Origin of the sequence: Nonomuraea sp. H19, assembly GCF_052068215.1 — a bacterium.
GTDB lineage: Bacteria > Actinomycetota > Actinomycetes > Streptosporangiales > Streptosporangiaceae > Nonomuraea.
Genome location: NZ_JBQHCV010000005.1, coordinates 430,963 through 448,378 on the forward strand (window position 1 = coordinate 430,963; position 17,416 = coordinate 448,378).

A 17,416-nucleotide genomic window follows, 5' to 3' on the forward strand; every position below is an offset into this window, starting at 1 on the left:
GACTCCCGGCCCGTTACGCATAGCTCCAATGGAGCCCTTGCACGAGCCGGTCACTCGGATCGGCCTCACAGCGACAGAGCGGTTTGATCCTGATCATCAAGGCATGGCCGAGAAATCGTCGAGGCAGGCGAGACCATCAGACATGGCGCCTGAGAACCGTTGATCGACCCCGGAACGCCGATGACGAGTTCCCAAACCTGAGCGACGAAACGGCCGACGTCGCAGGCAGGCCGAAGGTATGATCCGAGTATGACCGAGGAGCGCGACGACCGCCAGGCGCCTTCGAGCGCAAGGAAGCCAAAGGTGGCGATCACCATCGAGCCGCACGTCAAGGCGTACGTCGACCACGCCGTCGAGGCAGGCGAATTCGGATCGGTATCTGCGGCCTTCAATGAAGCGATGCTCGAGCGGATGGAACGTCAACGCCGCATCCGCACCCTGTGGAACAGTAAGGTCGCGCAGTCGGATCCTGAGAGGGTCGCACGCATGATGGCTCACGTGGAGGGCCAGCGCGATCAGTGAGCACGCACACTCCCACCCCCTACATACTCGACACCGGATTGCTCATCGAGATCGCCCGCGGCGACACCGATCTCATCGGCTTGATCCAGGGCTACGACGCAGCAGGCCAGCCCATGGTCGTGTCTGCCCTTGCCATCACCGGCGCGTCTCTCGACGTGCGAAGCGAAGAAGCCGATGACTTGCTGGCCGGCTTCGATCTACTGGAGACGGTTACCATCGCCCCGCTTAGCGGAACCAAGCAGGCCAGTGTGTTGGCCGCCATGATCGCCCGAACAGGACTCGATCCTTGGGACGCTCATGTCGCAGCCATCGCCGACGTATCGGTATGCCCCATCCTGACCCTTGATGCAGCCAAATGGGCAGAGCCCAGCAAGTCGCTGGAAGAGCCGCTCCACATCCGCGAAATTGCGGACCCTGACCAGTAAATGCATCTCTGAAAGGAGCCTGCGGCATCCTCCCCAATCAGCAGGGCGTAGATCCGTTGGCCCAAGTCCCGTGTTCCAGTACCGGCCCGCTGGCGTCCGTGATCATCAGTGCCCGGTGACCACCACCTCCGAAACGCTGGTGCGATGATCGGCTACCACACCCCCTGGAAGCGCCTTCCCGCACAGGATGAGGATCCTGAGCGGATCGCCATCCGCGAGGCGCTGGCCTTCGGCAAGGCCCTGTACGACCGGCGCGTCGCCCTCGGCTTGAGCGTGACCGAGCTCGCCGACCGGGTCGGCATGACCGAGGACGAGATCGAGTGCATCGAGGAAGGCGGGACCGCGCCGACCACCGCGCTGCTGCGCCACCTGGCCGCCGCGCTGGACGCCGACGTCCGCCACACGCCAGGCCACGATGTCGGATCGGTGAAACCCAAGCCTGAGCCGCAAGGCATCCTTGCTCAGGCGGCTGAAGGTCGCGGAGTAACGGTCATCCCGTCTCATGCCGAGCTGACGACACAGCAAGCAGCGGACATGCTGAACGTCTCGCGTCCCTACCTGATCAAACTTCTAGAGACGGGAGAGATCCCCTTCCGATTGATCGGCAAGCATCGGCGGATCACGTATGAGGATCTGCAGGAGTACAAGCGTCGCGACGACGCCAAGCGCCGGACGGCTGCTGATCAACTTGCTGCGCTGGGGCAAGAGTCGGACATCTGAACATGGCCTACGTGGTGCTCTACGACGCGAACGTGCTGTACGGCAATACCCGCCGCGACCTGCTCATATGAGCCGCCAGTCAGTGAGGCGGTTCCGCCTCTTCGGCGGCTTCCCTGATCCTGCGGCAGCCTTCGGCGCGGCGCTCGCTGCGGGTTCCAGTACGTCCACAAGGCGAGTTAGGCGATGACGACTGTCCGAAGTAGACGCTGTGAAGGGATCTCACCCTCGTCGAGCAGCCGCGCGACGAAGGGGCGCGAAAGTCCCAACATCTCAGCCACTTCGTTCGGCGTCAGCCGGGTTTCTACTGGCAATGCCAAGACAGCGTTGCCCTTTGCGAGGACGTGCGCAGCCGCCATCAGGAGGCTCACCAGCGACTGCGGCAGCTCAACATCGGTACCGTCAGGCCCACGCAACACCAGCGACGCCCTCGCGGTAGGCGCAGTCGCTTCCAGCTGCTCAAGTAGCTCTCGGTCACCACTATCTGCTTCAACACGTGTTGCGTTGGCTAGAACTTTGGTTCGAGGCATGGCACCTACCTCTTGATATCTGCAATAACTGCAACTTGATCTGACCGAGCACGCCGACATCGGCGCCAGTAGAGCGAGGCGACGAGGTTGCGGGCATGGTGGCAGAGAATGACACCGAACTCGGCGGCCCGTAGTCGCACCACCTGGAAGGACCGGCATGGGCTGCCTGACCACGCCGCGCGGGAGCGAGGGAATTCGGGGATCTGGAGCTGACATCCTTCAGGTACATCTCATACCGCTGTTCGATGGGCGGAATGGCCTCGTTCGCCATCAGTAGGGCGAAGATCCGTTGGCCCAAATCCCGTAAGCGGAGGACGTAGAGCGAGGGGCTGGCAAGTCGATCGGCGGCCGCCAGGCGAATGCGGCGCCCTTCTTCGCTTGTTTGAACATCTCGAAGTCGCCGGCCCAGAATGCGTACCGGAAGTCGGCATGCACGTGCGGGGGCTCGTTCCTGGCCTCGTCGGCGGAAACCGAGTGGATGTGGACGTCCACGGGAACAACGTCATGCAGCGCCGGATAGGCCGCGTGAGGCCAGCAGGCACCGGTCTCCGCCTCCAATTCTCGCAGGGCCGCACCGTACATGCTGCGATCTCCCGGCTCGATATGACCTCCGGGCAACCGCCAACGCCGCTGTGACCAATGACGGACCATCAGAACGTCCCCGACGGCGTCGACAACGGCCGCACTGCAGGTGACGTGCAGCGGGAATGTGTTCCGCGAGGCCACGTCGCCATCCTGGCAAAGCGCTAAGAGTAGAGGGACCGCATCGAACCTCCGGTCGGGAGCGGCGGCGAGATAGTGCGCCAAAGCAGTGCCGACCTTGTCACGAGTAACACCCACGATCTCCATGGAAGTGTCCGGCGACGCCTCCCGCAATCGATTGCCAGAGATTGAAGGGAATCTCCCACATGTCCCGAACACGAGACCCCACCAGCAAATACGCCAATCTGGGGCAACGGCATTGATCCGAAGGAAGCGGTTGGACGTCGACCGCCGGGGTGCCTGACTTGGCCGTGCACCCGGCCAGTCGCCCGCGTATAGATCACTGGCGATCAGGCCGCATCCTGTCCGACCGTGATCGTGAACGTGGTCCCCATCGCGCGGGCCAGTCGTTCCAGCCTGGCCAGGGTCAGCACGCCGCCGCCACCCTCAATCCGAACCAGGGCGGGCCAGCCGATCTAGGCACACTGCGCCCCCTCGGTCCGACCGGGGGTGGACCGCCGGACCGCCAAACGCTAGCGTGCGCGCCCCTCAAGGAGGGTCTCCCACAGCCGCCTCGCTTCAGCCGTCCGAACCCAAGGACTCTCACTGACGCGGTTGCCTTTCGACGACCTCTCCGTTCGACGAATGTAGGCCAGGCCACCCGCCGAGCACAGCTCATACACCGTCGTCACGCACTCGCACATATTCGTGGTCGCGTCGCCCCCGCCCCAGTGACAACTCCGACGCCCTACCGCTTAGCACAACGCCGCACCTGGTCGCGTACCGATCCGTTCCCTGGAGTACTTCTTCCGAGGCGATTCCCAGTTCTCCTTGGGTGCTTTCGCCTCGCTCAGGGTGCTCAGGGAGCGGCTTCGATCTTGCCCTTAGTAAGGGCGGCTACGATGAGTCGGTCGGCAAGTGGTGGCCATTTGGAGGTAAACCGTGAGCAAGTACCGAGATGTCCGTGAATGTTACGAAGCAAGGCTCGGTAAACCGACGCGCGAAGCATTGTTCATGAAGGATGACTTCAAAATTGGCGTCCTCAAATGGAATCCTTCCCCCGCCACCGCTGGAGTCAGCCTCTACGCAACAATTGGCGCTAGCGACTATCCCATGCCTCACGGCAACCCGCTTCACCGCCAAGAGTTCTTCGTAGGCTTCACACCCGGGTGGGACGACATCGCGGATCCCTTGGCGCAGCTGGGAAGCTACTCACAATTCAACGAGAAGAACCTAGACACAAGCCACATTCTGCGCCTACCTGAAAGCTTCGCAGAGGGGATAAGACTGACCGGCTTTCTCATCGTTTCGCCTCTCGACGGGTTTCTGCCTAGCGCCGCTCTAACCGACGGCCGGCATGTTGAGTTCCTCATGGCAATACCCGTGTATCCTGAAGAACTCGACTTCGCGGCACAGCACGGCGTCGAGGATCTGAGAGATGCCATGGAGGCGAAAGAAATTCCATTCTGGAAAGTTAATCGCCAATCCACGTTTTGAATTAGCCTCGTGCTTCTATGATCTTGATGAGCCCGGTTGGATTGTGAATTTCGGGTGGTGGCCAGCGTTGTGGCCTGAACTGTCGCGCCGAGTGGGCGGAGTCCTGCCGGGTTCCATGCGTCCCAGTGATCGTTGGAGCGGCGGCTTGCGACTGACCACTGGCCGAGGCAGCCAACTCGCATCAAACGTGAACCGCGCCCAGTTTGATGCGCCTCTTGGTATGCCGCACATATGGCGGCAGATGAGGCCGCGACCCGGCGGCAGCTTGCCGATCTGCAGCCCCATGCCCTGATTCGTGCGCACTTAGCCTCGATTCGTCAGCGGGCTGTGTTGCGTGAGTGGCTCCGCGGTTTACCCGTAATGTCCCCGATGCGGTTGGGGTGGGCCGTCGCATGTCGCTGCGAGGGCGCCTGGTTCCACGGGCCCGGGGCTGGGCTCCTTCCTGATCGTTGAGGCGAGGTCCGGCCCTCAGGCGAGGGCGGGCAGGTCGGTGAGGCGCTGCCAGGCCAGGACGAACGGCTGTGCCCAGGGCCAGGTGCTTCGACCCGCAGGCGCCGACGCCGGGCGTGGGTGCTCAGGCGGGCGGGCAGGTGGTAGAGCCGTAACGCATGGTGTCCGGTTCGGCGCGTTCCAGGCCGGGCTGGTCGTGCAGGGTCAGCAGGCGGACCCAGCAGTCCAGGTCGCGGCCGAGGTTAGCGGCCAGCATCCAGCCTTGGTTGATGGTCCAGTCTGGCTGGGCAGGTTGCGCAGGCCCATCGCCTTGCCGGCGCGAACACGGTCTTCGACCACCGCGTGGGCGCGGGCCAGCGCGTCCAGCCACTGTGGATGGTGGGAGCCGGCGATGCCCCACATGCGGCCGATGTTGGTCGCGATGATCGAGTACTTCCAGCCGGTTGTGAGCTCGAACACGGTGAGGTTCTGGCGATGGCAGGCTGAGGGGCGGACCCGGCGCACCAGCAGTCGCATGCCGTCCGGCCAGCCGGTGCGTCAGTTCAGCGCGGTCGGCTCGGCCACGTGATAGCCCGGGCAGATCTGCCCGTCCTGATCGAGGGAGTCGGTCCAGGCGGTGGCGGGCAGGCGGGCGATGGCCTGCTCATCGAGTGCGGTGATGGTCCAGCCGACCAGATACCGCACCGTGCGGCGGGCGGTGTTCAGCCCTTCCAGGTGACGTAGGAGGTCATGGGTGGCGCCCGCGCCGTCCACACGGACGAGGATCTTCGCTTGGCAGGAGTTCGGGATCTGGGCGAGCGCATCGGTGAGCACGCGCACGTGGTCGGCGACGATGTTGCTGCCCGCATTGCCTTCGCCTAGCAGCATCGCCAGCGATTCTTGGGTGTTGGCGCACCAGCAGGCCAGCGGGTGAAAGCCGTAGGTCTTTTTGAAGGGGACCGCCGCGCCGCTCTTGTCTGAGGCCAAGGTGATGATGGTGGCGTCGATGTCGATGACGATCCACCGCTCAGCCGTTTGCCGGCCACCTTCAGCCGGGGAAAGCCGCCGGGGCGTAGATGCAGCAGTTGCCATACGTGGCGCCGTACTTTCGCTCTGGTCTTGGCGATGCGGGCGAGCATCGGCTCGTCCAGGCCGGCCAACGCACGGCGGGTGGTGGAGTCCGACGGCGCCGCTGCGACCAACGCCGTCTGATGACCTTGCAGCCGCTCGGCTTGCAGCAGGCTCCGCGCGCCGCACACGATCGCTGCGGCCAGTCTGACCAGCACGTGCGCGCGGTCGCGCCAGGTCGCGTTCTGCCCTGCCAGCCACAGTCCGGCCAGCGCATCGGTCAGCCCCATCCGGTCGGCGATCTTGTGTAGCAGGACCGCTCCTGTGTGCCCGACCAGTCCTTTTCCATCGGCAGTGACAGACAACCGCCGGTCCCACCCGGTACGCTCATTCACCAGAAAGGTGCACCTGTTTCTGCGGTGGATACGACGTCGACACTCGAATCCTTGCAGTTCAGGGGCACCTTTTCTCTTGTTTCAGACCACTACCATCCGACCGCTTGAATACCTCGGGTTAGTCTCGACCTCGGCATCGTCGCGCAGGCCGAAGTTAGTGGCGATGATGGCGTATTTCGGCCGGTCTCCTTCTCCAAGGCTGCGAGTTTCGCCTGATCGCGGCGTGACGGTTGACCTGGCGCCCCAGTAGCCGCACACCCCAGACGGCGTTCGGCGCACCGAGTCCCGGCGGGTCGGAAAGCACGCCGCGTGGCACTGGAGGAGTTCAGAGGTCCGGAGGCGCATGGACTGGTGGCGGCGATATTGCCAATGAGGGGCGGTGCAACAGGCCGCCGCACCAGCCTGTTCAGGGCGGCGCTCGATGAAGCGCAGCACGCGCGTTGACAAGGTCGGGGTCCTCCGTGCGGGCCAAGCGACATACACACCTCTTTCTCAACCCTGCCACTCGCGTTGTCCGTGTCACCGACGGTCAGGCGGTATCCGCACCGCTAGCCTCCGGTGCCGATCTCCCAGCGATACCGTTTGCACGCCAAGGGACGCCTGGAAGGTGAACTGGGGCCAGTCTGGGCGGCCCTCCCTTCTATTGGAGGTATGCCTCCGACACCACGCTTCTCGACCTCGTCCCCGTGGGACGCCACCCGCTGTCCCAGCAGCGCGTTCCACAATGAGCTCGCATCACCGTTCTGGTGAGCACCCTCATAACGTCGGCAGAGCAAACACTGGCGCGCGACGACGGCCGCTGCCGTGGCGAGCGAGTGCCCGGTGACCACCGAACGACGGCAGGCCATCGATCTGGAAGTGGTCGGCACCGCACTCGACATCCGTGACTGGAGGCAGATGGTCAGGGCCGGGTGTAGTTCCGGGCGGTGCTGTGCTTGGCAGTGTGACAGCCCGCCGCGCGCAATCCGCTACGTGATCGCCAAATGGGCGTGCGGGCGTCATGCGCGGTCATCTCCGCTTGGTCGGGTAACAACGCCGGATCCGGGCCGCTGCCACCACCGGTCCTCACCCGCCGGATGCTCCGCCTCCACAGAGCGATGCGATGGCCGAGGATCCTAGGACTTCGTCGACGACGGCTGCAGGACGACCCATTCGCCGAGGACGAGGACTTCTCCGATGAAGATGAACCGTGCGCCGTCGTGGAGATCTGCGTCAGGAAGAAGACCATGGTGCGCGCCGCGTATCGGCCCTGCGACGATGCAGAGAAGGGCTACGCCTGGTACTACCTGGCACTCGAAACGAAGATCCCGGCGGTCGGCAGAAAGCCGAAGTCCGGCTCGTTCGAGTTGCTTGGCGATGACTGGGTCCACGTCTCGGACAAGGGCGGCATCGGGGACGCGATCGCGCTGTCCGACGATGCCGACCGCGTCAAGGTCTGCGTGCGGACGAGCACGCGCATCCGTGCGAACGACGTCCACTGCGACGACTTCGACGACGGCTACGAGTGGTACTACATCCCCATCTTCCGCCGCATCCCGCGGGTGGGAGTGAGGGCCGAGCGCGGGACGTATCACCCTTCGGAGTGGTGGACCACGTACCGGGCGCGCCCGGAAGGCGGCAAGGGCCGCGCGGCGGCCATCGAAGAGCCCAGCCCGGAGGACAGCAGGCCCACAGCGCGGCCGACCCAATCGCGCGCTCGATTGCGATGACGCTGCCGCCCCGCCTGATCCCGCTATTTCAGCGCCGCGCGCCTGGCTGACACCGCAATGCACTCCCTGTTCCACCTGAACCAGCCGGACCGGCCGCTGCGCCACCACCAGCATCTGGCTTGCAGAGTCCTCAACCCAGCGACGAGCACCTGACCCATCTGCCGCGCCTTCCAGACCAGATTGCGCATGGAGAAGCCGTCGCTTTGGTCGCGTCGGTCATCCCTCCGCTCGCCCGTAGTGGCATCCCACCCCAGGTGACCGACACGTCTAGCCGCCGTTCGCGAGACCGCCGTCTCGTACCGCCCCTCCCACGACAACGACGCGATCGATAGACGAAGGACGGCGGAAGAGATCAAACGTTCCAAACCTGAACCTGAAGATCACCTGTGAGAAATGAAGCATCTTAGACGGGGCTGGGTTCCCATCTGGTTCCTGTGATCTAAGTCACATTCAAGTGACTACGCTCCGTGGCGAATCCCTAACGGAACTTTCGTCCCACAAGCCACAACCCCTGCATACCCTGCGAAAACGTGACCTCTTGAACACAGCGCGCAAAGATCTCTGACTGATAACAGCACGGTAACGGCGGTAATGACGACTTCCGGATCACCCAAACTGGCTTCCACCTGCGGAGATCACCACGCTATGGTCCTTGCCATCCCTTTACTGACGCATGGGACGCAAATTGCGTCTCACGACAGAGCAAGGAGCAGTTCCCTTGAAGCGCATCCTCATCCCTGCCGGTGGCGTCATCATGGCTACCGGCCTTCTGGCCGCCGGTCTCGCCGGTGCGGCTCAGGCCGACGAGACGACCGCCGCCGACCCGATGGCGGCGACCGCGGCCAACGCAAAGGCCATCGCCCAGTTCTGGGCGGAGAACAACGGTGCTGCCCTCAAGGCTGCCACCGCGTCCGACATCTGGGACAAGGCCGACGTCGCCAAGCTGCAGAGCAAGGGCGGCTACAGCTCGGACACGAAGCCGGGCTCGACCGCTCCGATCGGCCAGGAGAAGAAGACCACCGCCAAGGTCCAGAACGTCAACATGCCGAAGACCATCGGCAAGGTGTTCTTCGTCAACAGCAAGGGCGAGAAGAAGTGGTGCTCGGCCACTTCGATCCAGTCGAAGTACCGCAACCTGGTCTCCACGGCCGGTCACTGCGTGTACGACACGGCGAACAACACCGAGGTCGTGTCCAAGTGGGTCTTCGTCCCCGGTTACTACCAGGGCAAGTCCCCGTGGGGCATCTACGTGGGTAAGCAGGCCTTCACCCACTACGACTTCGACGTCTACGAGGACTACGACCGCGACTACGCGTTCGTGACGGTGTACAACGGCGTCCAGCTCGGCGGCGGCAAGGCCACCAAGGTGACCAAGGCCGAGTTCGAGAAGCACCAGGGCCTCAAGGACGTCAAGAAGATCGAGATCACCAAGGCCGAGTACGAGAAGTGCAACCTCAACCTCGGTGACTGCTACGCCGAGGGCGAGGACAAGGACCCGCAGCTGGTGGGCCCCGACTACCCGGGCGCCGTCCTGACCAAGCTCGAGGTCGCGAAGGACGTCTACGACAAGGCTGCCACCGGCAAGGGCAACGGCAACAAGATCGGTGAGCCCATCACCGAGCACGTTACCGAGGCCGAGTACAACGCCTACAAGGGTCCGGGCACCAAGGCCAAGGACGCCGCGGGCAACTACACCATCACCCACTACTACGTCCAGCAGTGGATCAAGCCGGGTGAGGTGAAGAAGTACTACGTCAACGAGTACTACGTCATCGAGGGCTACGCCAAGGACGCGGGCCGGCTTGGTGACAACGTCGGTGGTCAGGGCTTCGCCTGGAACCAGCCCACCGGCAAGTACGTGCGCGTGTTCGGCTACCCGGCCGCGCCGCACCCCGACGGCAACAAGGCCTACACCGGCATCACGCCGAAGTGGTGCTACGGCAAGACCACTGCGAAGCTGGTCGGCTCTGCTGCCAAGAAGATCGAGGAGCACGTCGCCCTCAAGTGCGCCATGACCGAGGGCGCCGACGGTGGCCCGTGGCTGCTCAAGTACAGCAACAGCAAGCGTCTCGGCTACGTCAACGGTGTCACCAGCACCTTCAACGACCAGGACGGCAACGGCCGCGTGGACTACATCTCCTCGCCGTACTTCGACGGTGAGACGAACACGGTCTACAAGGCTGCGGCCAACGTCTGGTCCGGCAAGATTGTCTAAGTGACCCACAGCGACCGGCCCTGAGCCGTTCGTGTAAGTGTTCCAAGCGAAGGGCCCGGCATCCGTCGGGCCCTTCTGCTTTCCGGCCCCAAAGTGAAGACCTTTGGACGCATGGAACGCCCAGACGGTGCCATTAACCCAGTGTGATCTGCATCACACTGGATCCCCAGCTGGAATCAGGAGGTTCCCTCACCCTCAAGAGCCAAGCTCACAACTTCCTTATGTTGATCAGGGCAAATGGTCACGAGGCCGGCTTCCCCCGACTCCTGCGCATCAGCCACCTAAACATCACAGAACGATCACGCCCGCCTTGTCGCGACTTTTCCCGTCAAAGCGGCTACCGGATTTCAAGATCGACACTGTATGTTCCTGGCTATCCCTTTACTGACGCATGGGACGCAAGAAGCGTTCCACGACAGCGCAAGGAGTTACCTTGAAGCGCATCCTCCTCCCCGCCAGCGGCGCCCTGCTCGCCACTGGCCTGCTCGCCGCCGGCCTGGCTGGTACTGCCCAGGCCGACGAGGTCTACTCCGCTGACCAGCTGGCCAGCGACCAGAAGGCCGCCGAGATCCTCGACTTCTGGACCAAGTCCGACAACGCTGCCCTGAAGTCCGCCAAGGCGTACTACTGGGACAACAAGGACGTCAAGAAGATCGTCTCCAAGGGTGGGTACGTCGCCGACGGCAAGCCCGGCGCCACCGCCCCGATCGGCGAAGAGAAGAAGGTCGCCGCCAAGGTCACGAACGTGAACCTGCCGAAGACCATCGGTAAGGTTTTCTTCGAGGGCCGTGACGGCAACCTCTACTGGTGCTCCGGCACCTCGATCCAGGCGAAGTACCGCAACCTGGTCGCGACGGCCGGTCACTGCGTCTACGACATCGCCGCGAACGACGAGGTCGTGTCCCGCTGGGTCTTCGTCCCGGGTTACTACCAGGGCAAGGCTCCTTGGGGCATCTACGTGGGCAAGCAGGCGTTCACCCACTACGACTTCGACGTCTACGAGGACTTCGACCGCGACTACGCCTTCGTCACCGTGTACAACGGTGTCGGCGGTTTCCTGAACAAGCCGACCAAGGTCACCAAGGCCGAGTTCGACAAGTACCAGGGCAAGAAGGACATCAAGCGGATCGAGATCACCAAGGCCGAGTACGACAAGTGCAAGCTCGAGCTTGGTGAGTGCTACGCCGACGGCGAGGACAAGGACGCCGAGGCGGTCGGCCCCGACTACCCGGGTGCGGTCCTGACCAAGCAGGAGGTCTCCAAGGCCACCTACGACGCCGCTGGTGTCGGCAAGGGCAACGGTAACAAGATCGGCGAGCCCGTCGTCGAGCACGTTACCAAGGCGCAGTACGACGCCTACACTGGCCTCGGCACCAAGAGCGACGCCGGCGGCAACTACACCATCACCCACTACTACGTTCAGAAGTGGGTGAAGCCGGCCGAGGTCAAGAAGTACTACGTCAACGAGTACTACATCTTCGCTCACTTCATCAAGAGCGTTGGTCGTCTCGGTGACAACGTCGGTGGCCAGGGCTTCGCGTGGAACCAGCCCACCGGCAAGTACGTCCGCACCTTCGGCTACCCGGCGAACGCGCACCCCGACGGCAGCAAGCCCTACTCCGGCGTCACGCCGAAGTGGTGCTACGGCAAGACCGCTGCCAAGGGCACCAAGGTTCCGTCGCTGAAGATCGAGGAGCACGTGTCGCTGAAGTGCGCCGTCACCGGCGGCTACAGCGGCGCCCCGTGGCTGCTCAAGTACAGCAACGCCAAGCGCCTTGGCTACGTCAACGGTGTGACGAGCATGCTGTTCGACGCGGACTCGAACGACCGCTGGGACCACATGTCCACCCCGTACTTCGACGGCGAGACCAACACGGTTTACACCGCGGCGGCCAACGTCTGGTCGGGCGACATCACCTGGGGCCTGCCCAAGTAGTCTCGGTGATCGTCTGAGCTGAGGGTCCAAACCGAAGCTCGACCCAGCTTTACCCGAAGGGCTCGGCATCCTGCCGGGCCCTTCGGCCTTTCTGGTGAAATTTGATACGAACCCTTACCAGAGTGACTAATGGGTCGATAGGGTCTTTACACAGTTCTTGACAACCCGTAGCGGAGTCCCCCCTTGAAGCGCCTGCTGATCCCCCTCGCCGCCGCCGGCCTGAGTGCCGCCACCCTCGCGTTCCCCGCAACCGCCGCGCCGGACTGGGTCACTGACAATCTCCAGCCGAAGCCCGCGGACGCGTACGGCGCCGCCTACTTCTGGCTCGACTCCAACGGAGCCGCCCTGCGCAAGGCCACCCAGTACCACTGGGACGCCAAGGAAGTGCCCAAGCTGGTCGCGTCGCAGAGCCAGGGCGCCCCTGACGGCAAGCCCGGCATGACGGCCCCCACCGGCACCCCCAAGCCCGGTGCCACCAAGAACGTCAACCTGCCCAAGACCATCGGCAAGGTCTTCTTCCTCGACAAGGCCGGCCAGTACCGCTGGTGCTCGGCCACGGCCATCCAGTCCAGGCACCGCAACCTGGTCGCCACAGCCGGACACTGCGTGTACCAGAACGGCAAGGACGACGTCTACGACAAGTGGGTGTTCGTGCCGGGCTACTACCAGGGCAGGGCCCCTTGGGGCATCTACGCGGGCGCCTACGCCTTCACCGCCTATGACCTCGACACCTACGACGACTACGACGGCGACTTCGCCTTCGTGGCCGTACACAACGGTTTCACCCTGGCCGGTGAGAAGGAGGTGTCGCACAAGGAGTTCAAGGCCTGGGCGGGCGACAAGTGGGTCAAGCCGCGCGAGATCAACGCCGCGGAATTCCTCAAGTGCCAGATCAACCTCGGCGAATGCTGGTCGGAGGGCGAGGACAAGCCCGCTGACCTCGTCGGCCCCGACTACCCCGGCGCCGTCCTGGAGAAGGTGGAGGTCTCCAAGGAGGCCTATGACGCCGCCAAGGTAGGCAAGGGGCAGGGCAACAAGTTCGGCGAACCGGTCGTCGAGCAGGTCACCAAGGAGCAGTTGGACGCCTACAAGGGTCCCGGCGTCAAGGGCACCGACGCGCTCGGCAACCACACCATCACCCACTACTACACGCAGAAGTGGGTCAAGCCCGGCACCTCGCGTAAGTACTACGAGGCCCACTACTTCATCGGCTTCGCCAAGGACATGGGCCGGCTCGGTGACGTCGTCGGCGGTCAGGGCGTGGCGTGGAACCAGCCCATGGGTCAGAAGGTGACCGCCTTCGGCTACCCCGCGGACCCGCACCCCGACGGCGACAAGCCCTTCTCCGGCGTCACCCCCAAGTGGTGCTCCGGCAAGACCGGTACGAAGACCTACCAGGTCAACACCTTCAAGGTCGAAACGCACCAGGTCCTCAAGTGCTCCATGACCGGCGGCGCCGACGGCGGCCCCTGGCTCATGCGCTACGACAACGGCAAGCGCACCGGCTACGTCAACGGCGTGACGAGCATGTTCCACGACCAGGACGGCAACCAGCGGATCGACTTCATCAGCTCGGCGTATTTCGACGGCGAAGTGGCCGCCGTTTACAACAAGGCCCAATACGCGGAGACCAAGAAGATCGTCGGCCCTAACGGCGAGCTTCTCAAGTAGTCAGATCACAAGTCCTCAGGACGGAGGACGTTGAGCCTGCTGACCTCCTGAAGCCGGGCGAGGCCCCGGTCGTTGGTCAGCAGGCTCGCGCCGTGTTCCATGGCCGAGGCGGCGATGAGCATATCCGTACGCTGCCCCTCCTTGCCCTTGGCCCGGGCGGAGGCATTGAGCATGGAGTAGGCGACGCCCGTGCGGGTGGTGAAGCCGAGGACGAAGAGCCGGCTGATCAAAGCCGCGAGGTTGTCGGCCCTGCGCTTGCGCTGGGCACGGTCTTTCGCCTTGGCCACGCCGGTCATGAGCTCTCCAAGCGTGATGACCGAAATCCCAGGCGTGTAGCCCAACAGCTTGTGCATGTCGAACGTGCCGCGCTCGATATCCGCCACAATGCAGGTGTCGAGCACTACGGCCCGGTTGCCCATCACCGCTCTCGGATGACTTCGTCGATGTCGGCGGCGAAGTCCGCGTCCGGCCCGAACTCCTCCAACCATTGCAGGAGCAGGTGCCCCGTCGGAGCGTCCGGAATCACCGGCCGCGGCACAGGCGTCAGCACCGCAACGGGACGCCCGCCCCGCGTGATGGTGATCTGCTCGCCCGCTTCCACACGGTCGACCAGTCGGGACAGAGTCTTCCCGGCTTCCGCGATTCCCACTGTCGAGGAAGGAGCCGGCTCCACTGGAAGAGCGCTCATACCCTCAGCATACGACGAAGCTCCGGATAGTTCCGGAGGCCGCCGTAAGTATCCGGAGTTCCAGCGGCCTCCTTTACACGGCGGCGAGCTCCCGCGTGCGCTCCTTGAGCGTCATAACGGCCCGCTCCTTCTTGTAGGGCCCCAGCCGCCGCCGCAAATCAGCCGCATACGAGCGCGACCGAGCCGACTGCAGCTCCCCGGCCAACGTCATCGCACTGGCAGCGGTGGAACAGGCCTCCTCCAATTCCCCGCACTGCAACAGCCCGGCAGCCAGCAGCGACAGGTTGAACATCCGCCCCCGCACGAATCGGCCGTCCATGTCGAGCGAGCGCCGCGCATACCGTACGGCCCGCTCCCCCTCCCCCAGGTCGCGGAAGCAATGCGCGAATTTGGCCGACAGATAGGCCTCGTCGAAATAGCTCAGCCACTTGGGCTCGTCGGCGGGCTTGCGGGCGTCGAAGGCCGCCTCCGCGTCGTTCAGGGAGGCGCCGCAGGAGCGGGCGTCGCCGCGGCCGGCGTGCGCGTGGGCCTCCAGGACGTGGGCGGAGGCCAGCAGGGTGTTGACGCCAGCCCTGCGGGCCGCGAGCTGGGCGGCCCGGGCCAGGTCGAGGGCGTGGTCCGGCTGGCCCATGTAGATGGCCTGGTGCGCCATGCCGGCCAGGATCTCGCCGCCGAGGGTGTGGTCGTCGGCGCCCCTGGCCAGGCGGAGCGCCTGGATGAGGTAGCGCTGGGCCAGGCCGTGCTGCTCCATGTCGTACGCCATCCAGCCCGCCAGGCGGGTCAGCTCGGCGGCCGCGGCGGCCAGTTGGCGGCCGGTGGACTCGCCGTACGAGCCGTTCTTGAGCAGCGGCGAGACGGCGCTGTCGAGGTATTTGACCACGGACGTGCGGACACGTCCGCTGCCGAAGCGATTGTCTAGCTCACCGAACGATCGGGTGACCTCCTGGATGGCGCCGATCTCGGCGCGGCCCACGCGCCGCGCTCCCGAGCCACTCGGGCGCCCCTCATTGGGGGACGTCAACCAGCGGATCGCCCCGACGGAACCCGCTCCTAGCGCGAACGTCGAGTCGATGAGGAACCTGCGTCTTTCTACGTCGGCCCGCCACAACGCCGTCACTGTCGCGATCCCCTCCTGCCACGTGTGCGTGAACTCCTGCCCGAGATGGAGGGGTGTAATGATGGCCGGCATTCCCAACTCTTCCGGAGTCACCGGCCGCCCTAGTCGCAGCGCGAATATCTCCGTGAGCAGGCAGGGCACTGGGTCCCTTGGGCGCTGGCCACCGATCCAGCGCAACACCGAGCTGTGGTCGTACTTCAGCCCCGGAGTGCCGCGCGCGGCTCCCAGGGCATTGAGGCACCTGGCCAATCCCTTGTGGGAGAAGCCCGCCTCCGCGATGAGCTGCTGCAGCAGTTGATTTGGCCCGCGTTCCATCGCTCTCCTCGTCACAGGAGCCGGCGCCCACATCATTACAGAGGGCTACAGTTATAGCACCTTGCGTATAGGATTTAGGACGGATCTCAAAGGAGATGCAAAAATCAGTCCCGCTTCCGGCAATGGACGCCAGCCCCGCAATGAGAAGAGCGGGGGCCGGAAGCCCCCGCTCACGAGCCGCACGGCACCTCAGGCGCGGGCGACCCCGTCGGCGCGGGCCTGGGCGGCCACGGCCGCCGTGACGGCGGGGGCGACGCGATCGTCGAACGGGCTCGGGATGACGTACGTCGGCGCGAGAGCATCCCCCACGACGCCCGCCAGTGCGTTGGCCGCGGCCACCTTCATGTTCTCGGTGATCGAGGAGGCGCGCACGTCCAGGGCGCCCCTGAACACCCCGGGGAACGCCAGCACGTTGTTGATCTGGTTGGGGAAGTCCGAGCGCCCGGTGGCCACCACCGCGGCGTGCCTGGCGGCGGCCTCGGGGTGGACCTCGGGCGTCGGGTTGGACAGCGCGAACACGATCGCGTCGGCCGCCATCGAGGCGATGGCCTGCTCGGAGACCGTGGATCCGGAGAGCCCGACGAAGACGTCCGCGCCGGCCAGCGCATCCTCCGTGGAGCCGGTCCGGCCGGCCCGGTTGGTGTCGCGGGCGAGGGCCTGTTTGACCGGGTTGAGGCCCTCTCTGCCCTTGTAGATCATGCCCTTGGAGTCGGAGACCGCGATGTCGCCGATGCCCGCCTCCAGGAGGATGCGGGTGACGGCGACGCCGGAGGCCCCGGCGCCGGCCACGACCGCGCGCAGGTCGCCGAGCGTGCGGCCGGTCAGGCGGGCGGCGTTCTGGAGCGCGGCGAGGACCACGATGGCGGTGCCGTGCTGGTCGTCGTGGAAAACGGGGATGTCGAGCAGTTCGCGGAGCCTGGCCTCGACCTCGAAGCAGCGCGGGGCGCTGATGTCCTCCAGGTTGATGCCGCCGAACGACGGCGCCAGGCGCACGACGGTCTCGACGAGCGCGTCCACGTCGGTGCAGTCCAGGCAGATCGGGACGGCGTCGACGTTCGCGAACTCCTTGAACAGCAGCGCTTTACCCTCCATGACCGGCATGGCGGCCAAGGGGCCTATGTCGCCCAGGCCGAGCACGGCGGTGCCGTCGGAGACGACGGCGACCACGTTGGAGACCCAGGTGTAGTCCTGCGCCAGCGACGGCGTCTCGGCGATCGCGGTGCAGACCCGGGCGACGCCGGGCGTGTAGGCGAGCGCCAGGTCGTCCGCGTCGCGGACGGGAACGGTGGAGCGAACCTCGAGCTTGCCTCCGCGGTGCAGCGCGAAAGCCGGATCGAGGTCAAGTGTTTCGACGGATGCAGAATCGGGCGTGACGGCCACAGCGACCCCTGGTAGTCATCGGAAGCGGAAGGACCTTCGGCGGACGAGCGCGAGCGGGCTGGCTTCGGTAGCTGCCAGGATCCCCTCGCCGATCATCTCG

16 protein-coding genes are annotated in these 17,416 nt (G+C 64.8%); 8 read left to right on the forward strand and 8 right to left on the reverse strand.

Translation table 11 applies throughout. The features are described from left to right. The first annotated feature begins 249 nt into the window (after positions 1–249). The 3 genes from ACTMTI_RS13750 to ACTMTI_RS13760 all read left to right on the forward strand — a co-directional run bounded on the left by ACTMTI_RS13750 (position 250) and on the right by ACTMTI_RS13760 (position 1,667). Entirely contained in the window at positions 250–522 is a 273-nt protein-coding gene (locus ACTMTI_RS13750; protein WP_441120672.1) for a hypothetical protein, read from the forward strand. Continuing rightward, complete coding sequence (locus tag ACTMTI_RS13755; protein ID WP_441120673.1) at positions 519–947, forward strand: hypothetical protein; 429 nt, start codon at positions 519–521, stop codon at positions 945–947. Before ACTMTI_RS13750 ends, ACTMTI_RS13755 begins: the two co-directional genes overlap by 4 nt. Before the next feature lie 144 nt (positions 948–1,091). After that, on the forward strand, positions 1,092–1,667 hold the full coding sequence (locus ACTMTI_RS13760) for an excisionase family DNA-binding protein (protein ID WP_441120674.1): 576 nt from the start codon (positions 1,092–1,094) through the stop codon (positions 1,665–1,667). Between the two features lie 176 nt (positions 1,668–1,843). On the opposite strand, the gene ACTMTI_RS13765 is transcribed toward ACTMTI_RS13760, so the two are convergent. Together ACTMTI_RS13765 and ACTMTI_RS13770 are read right to left on the reverse strand one after the other, a co-directional pair. Beyond that, a complete protein-coding gene (locus ACTMTI_RS13765) occupies positions 1,844–2,194 on the reverse strand; it encodes a helix-turn-helix domain-containing protein (RefSeq protein ID WP_441120675.1) in 351 nt (116 codons plus the stop codon). A gap of 270 nt (positions 2,195–2,464) precedes the next feature. Beyond that, positions 2,465–3,043 (reverse strand): NUDIX domain-containing protein, encoded by a 579-nt coding sequence (locus tag ACTMTI_RS13770; protein ID WP_441120676.1) that lies wholly within the window; start codon positions 3,041–3,043, stop codon positions 2,465–2,467. Between the two features lie 795 nt (positions 3,044–3,838). Here ACTMTI_RS13770 and ACTMTI_RS13775 point away from each other — a divergent pair. Next, the gene (locus ACTMTI_RS13775; protein ID WP_441120677.1) at positions 3,839–4,393 is read left to right on the forward strand and encodes a suppressor of fused domain protein; all 555 of its coding nucleotides are present in this window, start codon (positions 3,839–3,841) and stop codon (positions 4,391–4,393) included. Positions 4,394–4,967: 574 nt separating this feature from the next. On the opposite strand, the gene ACTMTI_RS13780 is transcribed toward ACTMTI_RS13775, so the two are convergent. Next, a complete protein-coding gene (locus tag ACTMTI_RS13780; RefSeq protein WP_441120678.1) occupies positions 4,968–5,099 on the reverse strand; it encodes a hypothetical protein in 132 nt (43 codons plus the stop codon). 281 nt (positions 5,100–5,380) lie between these two features. After that, positions 5,381–5,914 carry a transposase gene (locus tag ACTMTI_RS13785; protein WP_441120679.1) on the reverse strand — a complete coding sequence of 178 codons (534 nt, stop codon included), beginning with the start codon at positions 5,912–5,914 and terminating at the stop codon, positions 5,381–5,383. A gap of 1,447 nt (positions 5,915–7,361) precedes the next feature. Here ACTMTI_RS13785 and ACTMTI_RS13790 point away from each other — a divergent pair. The 4 genes from ACTMTI_RS13790 to ACTMTI_RS13805 all read left to right on the forward strand — a co-directional run bounded on the left by ACTMTI_RS13790 (position 7,362) and on the right by ACTMTI_RS13805 (position 13,816). Next, complete coding sequence (locus tag ACTMTI_RS13790) at positions 7,362–7,994, forward strand: hypothetical protein (protein ID WP_441120680.1); 633 nt, start codon at positions 7,362–7,364, stop codon at positions 7,992–7,994. Positions 7,995–8,712: 718 nt separating this feature from the next. After that, positions 8,713–10,209, forward strand: coding sequence for a trypsin-like serine peptidase (locus tag ACTMTI_RS13795; protein ID WP_441120681.1), 1,497 nt, complete (start codon positions 8,713–8,715; stop codon positions 10,207–10,209). 433 nt (positions 10,210–10,642) lie between these two features. After that, positions 10,643–12,145 (forward strand): trypsin-like serine peptidase, encoded by a 1,503-nt coding sequence (locus ACTMTI_RS13800; RefSeq protein WP_441120682.1) that lies wholly within the window; start codon positions 10,643–10,645, stop codon positions 12,143–12,145. Positions 12,146–12,328: 183 nt separating this feature from the next. After that, positions 12,329–13,816, forward strand: coding sequence for a hypothetical protein (locus ACTMTI_RS13805; protein WP_441120683.1), 1,488 nt, complete (start codon positions 12,329–12,331; stop codon positions 13,814–13,816). 5 nt (positions 13,817–13,821) lie between these two features. Here ACTMTI_RS13805 and ACTMTI_RS13810 read toward each other — a convergent pair whose 3' ends face one another. The 4 genes from ACTMTI_RS13810 to ACTMTI_RS13825 all read right to left on the reverse strand — a co-directional run bounded on the left by ACTMTI_RS13810 (position 13,822) and on the right by ACTMTI_RS13825 (position 17,316). Then, a complete protein-coding gene (locus ACTMTI_RS13810; protein ID WP_441120684.1) occupies positions 13,822–14,235 on the reverse strand; it encodes a PIN domain-containing protein in 414 nt (137 codons plus the stop codon). After that, positions 14,235–14,504: a type II toxin-antitoxin system Phd/YefM family antitoxin gene (locus ACTMTI_RS13815; RefSeq protein ID WP_441120685.1), complete on the reverse strand. Its 270-nt coding sequence runs from the start codon at positions 14,502–14,504 to the stop codon at positions 14,235–14,237. Before ACTMTI_RS13815 ends, ACTMTI_RS13810 begins: the two co-directional genes overlap by 1 nt. A gap of 73 nt (positions 14,505–14,577) precedes the next feature. Beyond that, positions 14,578–15,936: a hypothetical protein gene (locus tag ACTMTI_RS13820; protein ID WP_441120686.1), complete on the reverse strand. Its 1,359-nt coding sequence runs from the start codon at positions 15,934–15,936 to the stop codon at positions 14,578–14,580. A gap of 189 nt (positions 15,937–16,125) precedes the next feature. Continuing rightward, on the reverse strand, positions 16,126–17,316 hold the full coding sequence (locus ACTMTI_RS13825; protein WP_441120687.1) for an NAD(P)-dependent malic enzyme: 1,191 nt from the start codon (positions 17,314–17,316) through the stop codon (positions 16,126–16,128). Between the last annotated feature and the right edge of the window lie 100 nt (positions 17,317–17,416).